This is a genomic window from Sphingomonas sp. (genome assembly GCF_036387535.1).
GTDB lineage: Bacteria > Pseudomonadota > Alphaproteobacteria > Sphingomonadales > Sphingomonadaceae > Sphingomonas_R.
The window spans coordinates 1-14224 of the sequence record NZ_DASVTO010000065.1; the positions used below are offsets into that span (position 1 = coordinate 1).

The 14224-nt window shown below is 66.0% G+C and carries 12 protein-coding genes; 4 read left to right on the top strand and 8 right to left on the bottom strand.

Features of this window, described 5'->3' with window-relative positions:
- Window positions 1-117: 117 nt before the first annotated feature.
- The 3 genes from VF649_RS05605 to glf form a co-directional block, all read right to left on the bottom strand.
- A complete protein-coding gene (locus VF649_RS05605) occupies window positions 118-639 on the bottom strand; it encodes a ferritin-like domain-containing protein (RefSeq protein WP_331010976.1) in 522 nt (173 codons plus the stop codon).
- A 60-nt stretch (window positions 640-699) separates the two neighbouring features.
- The gene (locus VF649_RS05610) at window positions 700-1554 is read right to left on the bottom strand and encodes a manganese catalase family protein (protein ID WP_331010977.1); all 855 of its coding nucleotides are present in this window, start codon (window positions 1552-1554) and stop codon (window positions 700-702) included.
- 213 nt (window positions 1555-1767) lie between these two features.
- The gene (glf, locus tag VF649_RS05615; RefSeq protein ID WP_331010978.1) at window positions 1768-4188 is read right to left on the bottom strand and encodes a UDP-galactopyranose mutase; all 2421 of its coding nucleotides are present in this window, start codon (window positions 4186-4188) and stop codon (window positions 1768-1770) included.
- A 176-nt stretch (window positions 4189-4364) separates the two neighbouring features.
- On the opposite strand from glf, the gene VF649_RS05620 reads away from it, so the two are divergent.
- Window positions 4365-6542 (top strand): family 1 glycosylhydrolase, encoded by a 2178-nt coding sequence (locus VF649_RS05620; protein ID WP_331010979.1) that lies wholly within the window; start codon window positions 4365-4367, stop codon window positions 6540-6542.
- Here VF649_RS05620 and lldD read toward each other — a convergent pair.
- Window positions 6539-7675, bottom strand: coding sequence for an FMN-dependent L-lactate dehydrogenase LldD (lldD, locus tag VF649_RS05625; RefSeq protein ID WP_331010980.1), 1137 nt, complete (start codon window positions 7673-7675; stop codon window positions 6539-6541). The two genes, VF649_RS05620 and lldD, sit on opposite strands and share 4 nt — an antisense overlap.
- Window positions 7676-7820: 145 nt before the next feature.
- Here lldD and VF649_RS05630 point away from each other — a divergent pair, with 145 nt between their 5' ends.
- The 3 genes from VF649_RS05630 to VF649_RS05640 are packed head-to-tail and all read left to right on the top strand — an operon-like array spanning window position 7821 to window position 10504.
- The gene (locus tag VF649_RS05630; protein WP_331010981.1) at window positions 7821-8906 is read left to right on the top strand and encodes an aldo/keto reductase; all 1086 of its coding nucleotides are present in this window, start codon (window positions 7821-7823) and stop codon (window positions 8904-8906) included.
- Window positions 8903-9643 carry an SDR family oxidoreductase gene (locus tag VF649_RS05635; RefSeq protein WP_331010982.1) on the top strand — a complete coding sequence of 247 codons (741 nt, stop codon included), beginning with the start codon at window positions 8903-8905 and terminating at the stop codon, window positions 9641-9643. Before VF649_RS05630 ends, VF649_RS05635 begins: the two co-directional genes overlap by 4 nt.
- 21 nt (window positions 9644-9664) lie before the next feature.
- A complete protein-coding gene (locus VF649_RS05640) occupies window positions 9665-10504 on the top strand; it encodes a fumarylacetoacetate hydrolase family protein (RefSeq protein ID WP_331010983.1) in 840 nt (279 codons plus the stop codon).
- A 4-nt stretch (window positions 10505-10508) separates the two neighbouring features.
- On the opposite strand, the gene VF649_RS05645 is transcribed toward VF649_RS05640, so the two are convergent.
- The 4 genes from VF649_RS05645 to fucP form a co-directional block, all read right to left on the bottom strand.
- Window positions 10509-11309, bottom strand: coding sequence for an IclR family transcriptional regulator (locus tag VF649_RS05645; RefSeq protein ID WP_331010984.1), 801 nt, complete (start codon window positions 11307-11309; stop codon window positions 10509-10511).
- 62 nt (window positions 11310-11371) lie between these two features.
- Complete coding sequence (locus VF649_RS05650) at window positions 11372-12574, bottom strand: UxaA family hydrolase (RefSeq protein ID WP_331010995.1); 1203 nt, start codon at window positions 12572-12574, stop codon at window positions 11372-11374.
- Window positions 12568-12870: a UxaA family hydrolase gene (locus VF649_RS05655; protein ID WP_331010985.1), complete on the bottom strand. Its 303-nt coding sequence runs from the start codon at window positions 12868-12870 to the stop codon at window positions 12568-12570. The genes VF649_RS05650 and VF649_RS05655 overlap by 7 nt, the downstream gene beginning before the upstream one ends.
- Before the next feature lie 37 nt (window positions 12871-12907).
- A complete protein-coding gene (gene fucP, locus VF649_RS05660; protein WP_331010986.1) occupies window positions 12908-14206 on the bottom strand; it encodes an L-fucose:H+ symporter permease in 1299 nt (432 codons plus the stop codon).
- Window positions 14207-14224: the final 18 nt, after the last annotated feature.

Here is a 14224-nt window from a genome sequence, read left to right on the forward strand (position 1 = left end):
GCAGCCAGCAGGATCGGTCCACCAACCACCGCGACCATCCACATCCGTTCCAAGACAGTATCCTTTCCACGGGGGCGTCAGGCCGGGCGCGTCGGTTGACGCGCCCAGGTGCGTGGATCAGTGGCTGGCGGTCTGACCGGCCGCGCGGCGTTCGACATATTTCAGGGTGAGCGCCGCATTATGCTGGTCGACCCAGGCGGCCATCGCCTGTTCTTCGGTCAACGACGTCTGGAGCAGCGGCAGCGCCGTGCTGAACCCGCCGGCTTCGGCGAGCGTGACCAGCGACTTGTAACTGGCGGCTTCAAAATTTTCGAACGCGAAGTTGGCGAAGCTGTTCTTCAGGATCTCGTCAGGCGCGAACACATGCGCCAGCGCAGCAAGATCGCCGGACAGCGTGAGCGCGATGTCCTTGAGCACCGAGCGGCTTTCCCCAAAGCCGTCGAGGATTTCTTCGACCCGGACAATCTGCTGCTCGGTTTCGATACGGTGTGAGCGCAGCCGGTCCGACACTTCCGGATAATTTGCGAGGTGACCGAGCTGACGATCGATCAGGGCGAGGGCCTGATGCTCGACACCATGAACATTTTTCAGGCCGGTGATGAACACCGACTGCAGGGCATCGTGGGGATGGGACGCCATGATGTGGCTCCTTTCGGGAAGCAGAAGGGACGGGGCGGGCGGGTGGCCCGCCCCGGATCGTCAGGCGATCTGCTGCGCCTGCGCGCCGCTATCGGGGCGGGCGGGACCCATGACCGGGACATCGCCCAGCGGTTCGTTGCGGAATACGGTGAACTCGCCGGTTCCGTCCAGCGTCGGACCCGATGTCCAGCGTCCTTCGGGGAAGGTGCCGTCCACCGAAGTTGCGTAGAAATTATGGTTGTTCGCCTGATCCTCCAGATCCTGCGGGAAGCTGTTCGGGATCGGCAGGTTGCCGGCTTCGGCGCCCAGTTCCTCCACGACGGCGAGCCATTGTTGCTGGTGCATCGTGTCGCGCGCGATCAGATAGTGGAGCATCTTCTTCATACCTTCGTCGTGCGAGGCGTTGTAAAGACGCACGGCCAGCACGCGACCCGTGCTTTCCGCGGCGACATTCGCGTACATGTCGGCGGCGATGTTGCCGCTGGCGTAGATGTGGCTCATGTCAAAGGGGACGCCATCGGAATCGATCGGCATCGCCGACATGCCGCTGGACAGCAGATTCTTGTGGATGATGCCTTCGATGCTGTGGCGCGGGTTTTCGCCACCCATGACAGCCCCCACGATGCTGTCCTTCACGCCTTCTTCCTGCAGGTGGGTCGGCGCGCGTTCCAGGTTCAGCGCGACCGCGGTCGCGAGCATTTCGATATGCCCGATTTCCTCGGTCGCGGTGTGCAACAGCAGGTCGCGATATTTCGGGTTGGGGGAGCGGTTACCCCAGGCCTGGAAGAAATATTGCATGCAGACACGGATCTCGCCCTCTACACCGCCAATGGCTTGTTGCAACATCCGGGCAAAGGCCGGATCGGGCTCCGTAACCTGGACGGGATATTGCAGCCGCTTGTCGTGATAGTACATGATGCGCTCCGACGTTGGTGTTGCATCGCCTTTCCGACGATCACCGGCCCAACGCATGATCCTTCCGTAATCTCCCGCTATTCCATGCACTTAACTTAGATCACTGTCTTTATCGGCCTTGCAGGTAGCGCGCACGCCCAGGCGGTCTGTTCGGACGACGGACGCGATCCTCCACCGGGAGACCGCGTCCGGAACCGGGGGCGCCGTTCAGGTTCAGGCGGCGGAGGTGCCTTGAAGCGCCGTGATGGTGCCGCGCGCCCGCGGGACCGATCCGCTCCGGGTTTCGGGCGGGCGGGGCTGTTCGGCCTCCGACTGCGTGAGCTTGGGGGCCAGCCGTCGGAAGGCCGACAGCGCCTGTCCCACCACCTGGTCCATATTATAATAGCGATAGGTGGCGAGCCGGCCCACGAACGTGACATCGGGCTGTGCGATCGCAAGCGCTTCGTAGCGTTTGAACAGCGCCTGATTTTCGGGGCGGGGAATTGGGTAGTAGGGATCGCCCTCCGCGCTCGGGATCTCATAGGTGATGCTGGTGCGCGGCGACACCTGCCCCGTCAGATATTTATACTCGGTGATCCGCGTGTAGGGCACGTCCTCGGCCGGGTAATTGACGACCGCCGCCGGTTGAAACTGCGCGCGATCATGCGTTTCGTGGCGGAAATGGAGCGAGCGGTAGGGTAGCTTGCCATAGACATGGTCGAAATATTCGTCGACCGGGCCGGTGAAGACCAGGTGATCGTGCGGATAGGCATCGCGCGCATCGCGGTAGTCGACACCCAGCAGGACATCGATGTTGGGATGATCCAGCATCCGTTCGAACATCCGTGTATAGCCTTCCAGCGGCATCGCCTGGAACGTGTCCGTGAAATAGCGATCGTCGGTGTTGGTGCGGGTCGGCACCCGCGACGTCACGGATTTGTCGAGTTCCGACGGGTCCATGCCCCATTGCTTGCGGGTGTAGCCCTGGAAAAATGTTTCGTAGAGTTCGCGCCCGACCTTTGACAGGACGACATCCGCCGACGTCTGGATCGTCTCGATCGGTTCGGCGCGGCTGGCGAGAAAGGCGTCGACCGCTTCATCGCTGTCGAGGTCGAGGTCGTACAACGCGTTGAGCGTCGTCCGGTTGATCGGCATCGGCACCAGCTTGCCACCGACGTCGGCCAGCACGCGATGTTCATAGGGCCGCCAGTCGGTAAAGCGCGACAGATAATCGAATACGTCTGCGGAATTGGTGTGGAAGATGTGCGGCCCATATTGATGCATCAGCACGCCGGCGTCGTCGTACCGATCATACGCATTGCCGGCCACATGCGGGCGGCGATCGACCACCAGCACCTTTTTTCCCAGTTCATTGGCGAGCCGTTCGGCCATCACCGCGCCCGCGAAGCCCGCGCCGACGACCATCACGTCATATTCGGTGCGCGGTGCGGGCCAGGTGTCGGGGGATACGATCGGCTGAACCTCGCTCTGTCCCTGCAGCACCGTGTCGATATGGTCGGCCATCCGCGTGAAGGTGGTGTCCCAGGAGAGTTCGGCCAGCTTGGTGTCGCCGGCGTCGCGCCACGCCGTGTCGCCCGATGCCAGGTGCAAGGCGGCATCGCAGGCCGCAACGAAGGCATCCGCGCCCGATGCGATCCGCACCGCCGCGAGATCGCCGTAATGGCGGATCACGTCGACGATCGGGGTCGACACCACCGGACAGCCGGCGGCGAGATATTCCGGCGTCTTGGTCGGGCTGATGAACCGGGTCGCCTCGTTGATCGCGAACGGCATCAGCGCGACATCCCACCCGCGCAGATAGTCGGGCAGTTCGGCATAGGATTTGCCGCCGAGATAATGGAGATTGGCGCGGCGTGGCAGATCGTCCGCGCTGATCTTCACGACCGGCCCGACGATGACGATCGACCAGTCGGGACGCGCGTCCGCCAGCGTGGCGAGAAGGTCCAGATCCATGCGTTCGTCGACCACGCCGTAAAAGCCGAACCGCGGCCTTGGCAACGCGGCCTGATCCGCCGGCGTCGCACCATCGCGGCGCGCGGCGGCGAAATGGGCGACATCCACGCTGGACGGGAACGGGTGGATGTTCCGGTGGCGGTCCTGCTTCGCCTCGTACAGGCTGTGCCCGCCGGTGAAGACGAGATCGGCCTGTTCGAACAGGCGCTGTTCCAGCTGGAGCAATTCCGGCGGCGCCCCGCGGAAGCCGGACAGTTCGTCCATGCAGTCATAGACGACGCAATCGGCCGGAACATGATCCGAAAAGGGCAGCATCATCGGGGTATAGTACCAGCGGACCACACGGTCGGCGGCCTCACCCGCCAGGAAGCCGTCGAGCAGGGATTGCAGCACCGCGTCGCTGGCCGGCGTGGCCGGCGGCAGGATCGGCGTGAGGACGGTCACGCCGGTATCGGCATGCTGGTCGCGCCGCAGCGAGGGTTCGGTCGCGCCGTCCTCATGCTGCGGCTCTTCCCAGAACAGGACGCGGTTTCCCCGGGCAAAGCGGGTCATGAGATGTTGTGGCCGCTGTGTCACGAACGCCCATCGCAGGTGACTGAAACAGATCAGCGTGAAACCGCCGGCGTCGAGCTGCTGGACCGGATCGAGGCCGGAGGTGGGCGAGGGCGGTTGAGTGGGCATGTATGGCACCTTGCTGACCGATGAACAGGTTCAACCGAAATCCGCCCTCCCGGTTCCGGCATGGGAGAGCCAAACCCTTGCAAATAAACCTGTATCAAGTCGTTTGATGATGCCGGAACGCAACTAACGGCAGCCACCGCCGTTCGGTGGGCACGGCGACAGGATGGCGACGGATCATGCGGGATCTAGAACTTTGGGGTGGGCCGGAATGTACGGTCAACCGCGTCGGCGACGACTATGGGGACCAGTTTGCAAGGTCGGGGCATGATGTTCGCGCCGACGACATCGATCGGTTCGCGCAACTGGGGATCAAGGCGATCCGCTACCCAATCCTGTGGGAGAAACTGGCACCCAATCCTGGCGACCGGCCGGAGGATTTTGACTGGAGCTGGCATGATGGGCGGTTGAACGCGCTGCGCGACCGCGGCATCCGGGTGATCGCCGGGCTGGTGCATCATGGTAGCGGCCCGCGTCACACCAATCTGCTCGCACCGGATTTTGCATCGGGCCTGGCCGCCTTTGCGACGGCCGTGGCGCGGCGTTACAACTGGATCACGGATTGGACGCCGGTCAACGAGCCGGTGACGACGGCGCGCTTTTCGGCGCTGTATGGGCTGTGGTATCCCCATCACCGCAGCGACGCATCCTTCTGGTTGGCGCTGTTGAACCAGATCGATGCGGTGCGGCTGTCGATGCAGGCGATCCGGCGGGTGAACCGGTCGGCTCGGCTGGTACAGACCGAGGATCTCGGCCGGACGTTCGCGACCGCCGCGATGCGCGACCGGGCGGCGCACGACAATGTCCGGCGCTGGGCAAGCTGGGATCTGCTGTGCGGGCGGGTCGTGCCCGGGCATCCTTTCTGGGAGCGATTGTCCGGGCTTGGCCATGGTGACCGGTTGAAGGCGATCGCAGGCGAGCCCTGCCCACCGGATGTGATCGGCATCAATCACTATCTGACCAGTGACCGGTTCCTGGATCATCGCATGCGGCGCTATCCGATGGCGGCGCAGGGCGGCCATGCCGGCGCGCGCTTCGCCGATGTCGAGGCGATCCGGGTGCTGCAGCCGCCGCCAGCGGGCATGGCCGGCATGGTGCGCGAAACCTGGGCGCGGTACGGCATCCCGATCGCGATCACGGAAGTGCATAATGGCTGCACCCGCGAAGAGCAGATGCGCTGGCTTGCCGATGCCTGGGACATGGCCTGCGCCGTGCGTGAAGACGGGGTTGTGGTGGAGGCGGTGACGGCCTGGTCGCTGCTCGGCAGCGCAGGCTGGAACACCTTGCTCACGCGACCGGGCATTTATGAGGTCGGCGCCTATGACGTCAGCAGCGGGGCGCCGCGGGAAACCGCGGTCGTGCCGCTGTTGCGCGGGCTGGCGAGCGGGGCGCCCCGGCACCCGGTGCTGGAGGGTCGGGGCTGGTGGCGACGGTCGATCCGGCTGGAGCATCGCGCGGTGCCGCGCCCCGCCCCGATGCGCGATCATGCGCGGTGGGCGAATGCTGCGTCACCGCCGCCGCTGCTGATCTGCGGCGCGGGCGGGCGACTGGGGCGGACGTTCGTGCGTGCCTGCGTCCAGCGGGACATCCGGCATGTCGCGCTGGCCCGCCCCGAGCTTGACGTGACGGACGCCGCAGCGGTCGCGAGGGCGATCGCGGCCCACGCGCCATGGGCGGTCGTCAACGCAACCGGCTGGACTGCGCGGGACGCGGAGGCGGACCCGCAGGCCTGCGCGCGCTTCCACGTCGACGGCGCGGTCGGGCTGGCGCGGGCCTGTGCCGAACGCGGCATCGCGACGCTGCATTTTTCGACCGACCAGCTGTTCGACGGTATGGCCGAACGGCCCTATGTCGAGGACGACGTGATCGGGCCGCGGACGGCGCATGGCCGCAGCAAGGCCGCGATGGAAGCCGGGTTGGCCGGTCTGGCGGGCGCGCACCTGATCATCCGGAGCGGGCCGATCTTCGGCGTCGGAGAGGATGATGTCGCGGCCATGCTGGATCATAGTCTGTCCGGAGCGGGCGAGTATCCGGTGGTCGGCGATCGGACGGTTTCACCGACCTATGCCCCGCATCTGGTCAATCGTGCGCTCGACCTGCTGATCGACGACGCGACCGGCGTCTGGCACCTCGCGCCGGACGAGCCGCTATCCTGGATCGATTTTCTGCGGCGGTTGGCGGTGGCTATGGATCATGATCCCGAACGGATCCGGCCGGCGACGGGAGACGGGCCACAGCCGCGCTATTCCGCGCTGGCGAGCCGGCGGGGCGCGAGCCTGGGGCCGATCGACCAGGCGATTGCCGACTGTGCGCGCGCCCGCGGGCCGGTGCGGCGCCGGGTGCTGATGCGATCCTAACGCCGATCGAGGATCGCGCGATCCAGATCGGCGATGCGCGTGACCCCGGCCAGCGCCATGGTGACGCGCATTTCCTTTGCGATCAGGTCGAGCAGCGTCGCCACGCCGCGTTCGCCGCCCGCCGCCAGCGCATAGACCCAGGCGCGGCCGAGCAGCACGCCATCCGCGCCGGATGCCAGCATGCGCACCACATCCAGCCCGGACCGGACACCGGAGTCGGCCAGGACCGTCAAGCGTCCGTCGACCGCTTCCGCCACGGCGGGCAATGCGCGGATCGAGGAAAGCGCGCCGTCCAGCTGGCGGCCGCCATGGTTGGACACGACGATCCCGTCCGCACCCAGCGTGACGGCGGCGCGGGCGTCTTCGGGATCGAGAATCCCCTTGATGACCAGCGCGCCATCCCAATTGTCGCGGATCCAGTCGAGATCCTTCCATTCGATCGCCGGATCGAAATTCGCGCCGAGCCAGCCCATGAAATCCTCAAGCCCGCTGGTCTTGCCCAAGACCGGCGCGATGTTGCCCAGGATGTGCGGCCGTCCGCGAACCCCGACATCCCAAGCCCAGCGGGGATGGGCCATTGCCTGCAGCAGTCGGCGCAACGCGGCGTTCGGCCCGCTCATCCCGCTATGCGCGTCGCGGTAGCGCGAGCCCGGCACCGGCATGTCCACGGTGAAAACCAGCGTGGTCACCCCCTGCGCCTTCGCCCGCGCCAGCAGATCCCGCATGAAGCCGCGGTCGCGGATGACATAAAGCTGGAACCAGATCGGATCGGGGATCGCGGGCGCGACCTCCTCCAGCGCGCATACCGATACCGTGGACAGGCAAAAGGGCACGCCGCGCGATTGCGCCGCGCGCGCGGCCTGTACCTCGCCCCGGCGGGCGTACATCCCGGTCAGGCCGACGGGGGCAAGCACCACCGGCAGCGCCTGTTCCCGACCAAACAGCGTGGTGCCGAGCGCAACCTCCGCGACATTCTTCAGCACGCGTTGGCGGATCGGCAAGGTCGCCAGGTCGCTCATGTTGCGGGCAAGCGTCGCCTCGCTGCCGGCACCGCCATCGACATAATCGAACAGGAAGCGCGGCAGGCGCCGCCGCGCCGCACCGCGATAATCGGCGGCCGATGAGATGATCATGCTGGTCGTTCCCGTTGCAGCGTCCGATCAACCCCGGCACCCCGGCCGCGCTTGATCTTTTCTATCTGAACCGATATTTCATATTTGATAATTTGCAAACAGGCGCCTTGGCCTGCATGCGCTGGAGAATGGTCCCGTGATGGCGATGTCCGAACCGCTCCGTCCGGTCACCGGGAATGGCGACTTGGCCCCCTTGGCGCGGCGGGTGATGCCGCGATCGGGGCTGGCACCCAGCGTGCTGGGGTTTGGCGCGGCGACATTGGGCAATCTGTATCAGCCCGTTTCGGATGGGGACGCGCGGGCGGCGCTGGATGCGGCACTGGATGCGTCGTTCGCCTATGTCGATACCGCGCCGCATTACGGTCATGGTCTGTCCGAACGGCGGGTGGGCGATGCCCTGCGCGCGCGCGACGGGGTCATCCTGTCGAGCAAGGTCGGGCGGCTGCTGCACCCCGACGACCGGTTGCACGGCGATGCCGAGCGAAACGGCTTTCGATCGCCGGTGCCGTTCGATCAGCGTTATGATTATACGCATGACGGCATACTGCGATCCTGGGAGGACAGCCTGCAACGGCTGGGCCTCGCGCGGATCGACATCCTGTATGTGCATGACATCGGTCCGTTGACGCATGGTGCCGACCATCTCCGCACCTTCGATCAATTGACGAAGGGCGGCGGGCTCCGTGCGCTGGAGGAACTGCGCCTGGGCGGGGGGATCGCGGCGTTCGGGGTCGGCGTCAACGAATGGCAGATCTGCCTGGAGGTGATGGAGCATGCCGACCTGGACGTGATCCTGCTCGCCGGGCGTTATACCTTGCTGGAACAGGAGTCGCTGGTCAGTCTGCTGCCGCGATGCGTGGAGCGACAGACATCGGTGGTGATCGGCGGCGCCTATAATTCCGGGATCCTGGCGACGGGCACGCGCGGCGACGGGCCGGTGCATTATGATTATGGAGTCGCCCCGCCTGCCGTGGTGGCGCGCGTCGCGCGACTGGAGCGGATCTGCGACGCCTATGGCGTGGCCTTGCCGGCGGCGGCCCTGCAGTTTCCGCTGGCGCACCCGGCGGTGGTGAGCGTCATTCCGGGCATGGGCAGCGCGGCCCGCGTGCGGCAGACGCTCGACCTGTATCGCACGCCCATTCCCGATGCGTTCTGGACCGCCGTTCGCGACGAAGGGCTGATCCGCCAAGACGCCCCCCTCCCCAGCAACGCGATGGACCGGACCCAATGACCGACAGGACAGGCCGGCTGGCCGGAAAGACCGCGTTCATCACTGCGGCCGGACAGGGCATTGGCCGGTCGACCGCCGAACTGTTCGTGCGCGAGGGCGCGACCGTGTGGGCGACCGACATCAACCAGGTTGCGCTGGACACGCTGGAGGGATGCCGGACCCTGAAACTGGACGTGCGGAACGACGCCGCGGTGGCGGCGGCGATCGGCGGGGCCGGGCCGCTCGACATTCTGTTCAACTGCGCCGGGATCGTCGCCAGCGGCACCATCCTGGAATGCGATCCGAACGACTGGAGCCTGTCGTTCGACGTGAACGTGCACGCGATGTACCGCACGATCCGCGCCGCGTTGCCGGCGATGCTGGCATCCGGCGGCGGCTCGATCATCAACATGTCGTCGGTGGCCAGCGCGATCAAAGGCGTACCCAACCGGTTCGCATATTGCGCGACCAAGGCGGCGGTGATCGGGATCACCAAGTCGGTGGCGGCCGATTATGTGCTGCAGGGCATCCGGTGCAACGCAATCTGCCCCGGCACCGTCGATACGCCGTCGCTGCACGAACGTCTGCGCGAAACCGGCGACTATGACGCCGCCTGGACCGCGTTCAATGCGCGCCAGGCCATGGGCCGGATCGGCCGGCCGGAGGAGATCGCCGCGCTGGCGCTCTACCTTGCGTCGGATGAATCCGCCTTCACCACCGGTCAGGCGCATGCCATCGACGGCGGCTGGACGATCTGATTTTCTGACGGGAGTTCACCGATGAAATTGCTGCGTTATGGCCCCAAGGGAAGCGAGCGGCCGGGAATGCTGGATGCCGCCGGCGCGATCCGCGACCTGAGCGGGATCGTCGCGGATATCGACGGCACGACGATCACGCCGGACGGGCTGGCGCGGTTACGGGCGATCGATCCTGCTACCCTGCCGGTGGTGCCGGACGACGCGCGGCTCGGGCCGTGCGTGGCGCGTCCGGGCAAGTTCATCTGCATCGGCCTGAACTTTGCGGATCACGCCGCGGAATCGAACCTGCCGGTCCCGGAAGAGCCGGTGGTGTTCATGAAGGCGACCAGCGCGCTGTCGGGTCCGAACGATCCGATCCTGAAGCCGCGCGGATCGGACCAGCTGGATTGGGAAGTCGAGCTTGCGTTCGTCGTCGGCCGCCACTGCCTGTATGTGACCGAAGAAGAGGCCGCGGCGGCGATCGCGGGCTATTGCGTGTGCAACGACGTGTCGGAACGGCGTTTCCAGATGCAGTCGGCACAATGGGACAAGGGCAAGGGCTGCGACAGTTTCGGGCCGGTCGGGCCGTGGCTGGTGACGCCCGACGAGATCGGGGATGTCGGCAATTTGTCGATGTGGCTGGAGGTGAACGGCCATCGCTATCAGGATGGATCGACGAAGACGATGATCTTCAAACCCGCCTTCATCCTGTCCTATCTCAGCCGGTATATGAGTCTGCAGCCGGGCGACATCGTCACCACCGGTACGCCACCGGGCGTCGGGCTGGGGCAGAAGCCGCCAGTGTGGCTGAACGCCGGGGACAGGGTGTCGCTGGGTATCCAGGGGCTGGGCGAGCAGCATCAGGTGGTCGAGCAGGCCTGATCCGTCAGAGGCGCTGGTCGCTGATCACCAGCGCCTCCGAAATCCGCGCGGCGGCGGCAAGCAGGCGATCGCGGGCGCCGTCGATCGGCATCGTGCCGGCCGAGGTCCGGACATAGGGCACCACCAGCGACGCGGTCGCGACCTGACCGCGCAGCACGGGCGCGGCGATATCGGTGATGCCATCGACGAAGCTGCTCGGTCGACAGAAATAGCCGGCACGCCGGACCCCGTCCGCAACCGCGAGATAGGCGGCGATATCCGCTTCCGATGCCACCGCCGACAATTCGGCCAGCCAATGCGCGCGAATTGCGTCGGGTTGGAACGCGAGCAGGACCGCGCCAGATCCGCTGGCATGGAGCGGGCGGCGGTGGCCGATGCGAACCGTGAACCCGATCTGCGCCCCCGATTCCATCCGCGCCATCACGACGATGTCGTTGCCCAGGCGGGACACGAGGTGGCAGGACTGATCGGTTTCGGTGGCAAGTTCACGCATCACCGGCAGCGCGACCTCGATCAGGCTGCGCACCGGTGGCTGATCCATGCCGAGCGAGAACAGCTTGTCGGTCAGCACCATGCCGTCGCCGGTCGCCGCCTGGCGGATGAAGCCGCGCCGTTCCAGCACCTGGCTCATCCGGAACAGTTCACTGGTCGATCGTCCCAGTTTCTGGGTGATGGCCGACAAGGTCATCGGCCGCTTCTCGCCCGCCAGCAGTTCGAGAATGTCGAGGCCCTTTTCCAGCGCCGGCGCGCGGTAGCGGTGATCGCCATCCGCCGGGTCGCTGAAATGTGGATCTGCGCTGCGCATGGCTTCCCCCGATGACGGTGCCATCCTGCTGCCAGCCTTCCCCAGGGCTGGCAACCCGCGGCTCAGGCGCGGGCGCGCATCGGCAGACAGGCGGGGCCGATCGGGTCGAATGCCTTGTAGGTCAGCACAAATTCCTGATGGCCCAGCGCTTCGGAAACCGTGCGTTCACCCGCCGCGACGCGAAGGACGCGGTCGTAGATCTCGGACCCGACCTCATCCAGCGTGCCGCGGCCTTCCAGGATACGGCCCGCGTCGATGTCCATGTCGCCGCTGAGGTTGCGATAGGTTTGCGGGTTGGCGCAGATCTTGATCACCGGCGATATCGCCGAGCCGACGACCGAGCCGCGTCCGGTGGTGAACAAGGTGACGTGCGCGCCGCATGCGATCAGTTCGACGATCTCGGCATTGTCGGCGATGTTGGGAAAACCGAACCGCGGTTCGCCATCGGGCACCACGTCGAGCAGGTACAGGCCGCCTGAAACCGGTTGATCGCCCGGTTTCAGGATTCCGACGATCGGTGCCGATCCGGATTTGGAATAGGCGCCCATCGACTTTTCTTCCTGCGTCGTCAGTCCACCCTCGGCATTGCCGGGCGCGAAGCTGCCGAAGCCCATCACGGTATAATAGCGTTCCGCCTTGTGGACCGATGCTTCCAGTTCGGCGCCAAGCTCGGGGGTCAGCGCGCGGTCCGCCATGATCGCTTCGCAGCCGACCAGTTCGCCGGTTTCCTCGAAGATGCAGGCGGCGCCCTCCGCACCCAGCCGGTCGAACGCGCGGCCGACGGCAGGGTTGGCGGTGATCCCGCTGGTGCCGTCCGAACCGCCGCAGATGGTGGCGATCACGAGATCCGACACCGCCATCGGCACGGTCGGGGTTTCGGCAGCGACGGACTTCAGGCGGCGGACGGCCTCCAGCCCCTTCTGAATGGTGGCCGCGGTGCCGCCATTTTCCTGGATCACCAGCGTTTCGACCGGGCGTCCGCCGGCCTCGATCACCTGACGAAGCCGCTCGCGATTGAAGCTTTCGCAGCCAAGCGACACCAGCAGCACGGCACCGATATTGGGGTGGGTGCCGATCGCCTCCATCACCTTTTGTGCATAGGCATTGGGGTAGCAGCCGGGAAAGCCGATCAGGTGGACGTCCATGTCGTCCGCCTTCGTCACGATCGCGCGCGACACATGGTGTGCGCATTCGACCAGATAGGCGACGGCGACGACGTTGCGGATGCCCTTGCGGCCATCCGCACGCAGATATCCGATCATGATTGCGCCTCCGTCAGGGCCTGTCGCGTGTGACTGGCGATATAGTCGCTTTTCATGTTGTGCAGATGGACATGGTCGCCGCTGTGCGCAGGAGCGGTCATCGACCCGATCGGCGCGCCATATTTCAGGATCTTGTCCCCGGCCGCCAGGGCATGGCGGGCGACCTTGTGCCCGACCATGATCGCATGCGGCGCGATGACGGTCGCACCGTCGATCGTCAGCATCTGGCCGGCGGCGACGGACGCGCCACAGACCAGAACATTGTCCAGCGGATGGAGAAGGATGAGCCCGTCGCTCATGCGGAAACCCTGTGTTGGAGGCGGGGAAGGAAGGGCATCAGTGCGACGCCATCGCGAATGTGGCGGGGTCGAGCCCGCCCTGACGCCGGTCCGAGAGGCCGAACCAGGCCACGAAGCCGAAGCAGGCCGACGGGACCAGGATCGCCAGGTCGATCGCCGAAAGATCGGAGATGAACCCCATCAGCGCGGTCAGCACCGCACCGCCGATGATGCTCATCACCAGGAACGAGGACGCGGTCTTGGCGAGGTCGCCCAAGCCCTTCAACGTGTTGGCGAAGATCGTCGGGAACATGATCGACATGAAAAAGCTGGTCGAGACGAGCGCCAGGACGCCGATGCGTCCGCCGACCAGCACCGCGATCAGCGTCAACGCCACGTTGATCATCGCGAAGACACCGAGCAGCGACGCCGCGCGGACGCGGCCCATCAGCGCCGTACCGGCGAACCGGCCGATCATGAACGCGACCAGGGACGCCGTGAGATAGACGGCGGCGGCTTTTTCGCTGGTGCCCGGCAGTTCATGCTGGGTGTAGCGGATCATGTAGCTCCACACCCCTACCTGTGCGCCCACGTAGAAAAATTGCGCGGCGACGCCAAAGGCGAAGCGCGGACGCGCCAACAGGGTCCGGATCGCCCCCGTCGCCGCTGTCGGGACGGCATCGCCGGCCGGACGTTCGGCCGCATCGGGAAAGCGGGTGAACGCGACCAGCAGCGCCCAGAGCAGGACGACGGCCGCGATGGCGAGATAGGGTCCCTGCACCGATTGCGCCTCCACCGCGCGGGCCGCGGCGAGCTCCGCCGGGGCCATGGCGGCGACCTGCGCCGGCGTCAGTTCGACCCCCGACAGGATGAAATGACCGCCGAGCGCCACGGCGGTGATCGACCCCAGCGGGTTGAACGCCTGCGCGAAGTTCAGGCGGCGTTCGGCGGTCGCGGGATCACCCATGACGGTGATCAGCGGATTGGCGGAGGTTTCCAGGAAGGCGAGGCCCGACGCGATCACGAACAGCGCCGCCAGGAACAGCCCGTAACGCTGCGCCTGTGCCGCCGGGTAGAAAAGCAGCGCGCCGGCGCCGAACAGCAGCAGCCCGACGATAACAGCGGTCTTGTACCCGAAGCGGCGCATGACCAGCCCGGCCGGTAGCGCCAGGAAGAAATAGCCCATGTAGAAGGCGGACTGCACCAAACCCGATTGCAGATCGGTGAGCGCGAACGCTTTCTTGAAATGCGGGATCAGGACGTCGTTCAGGTTGTTCGCGGCCCCCCACAGGAAGAAGAGCGTGACGATCAGGATGAATGGCCCGAGAGCCGATTTCGACGGTTGCGCCCGGTCCATGCGATAAGCCTCCGCCGA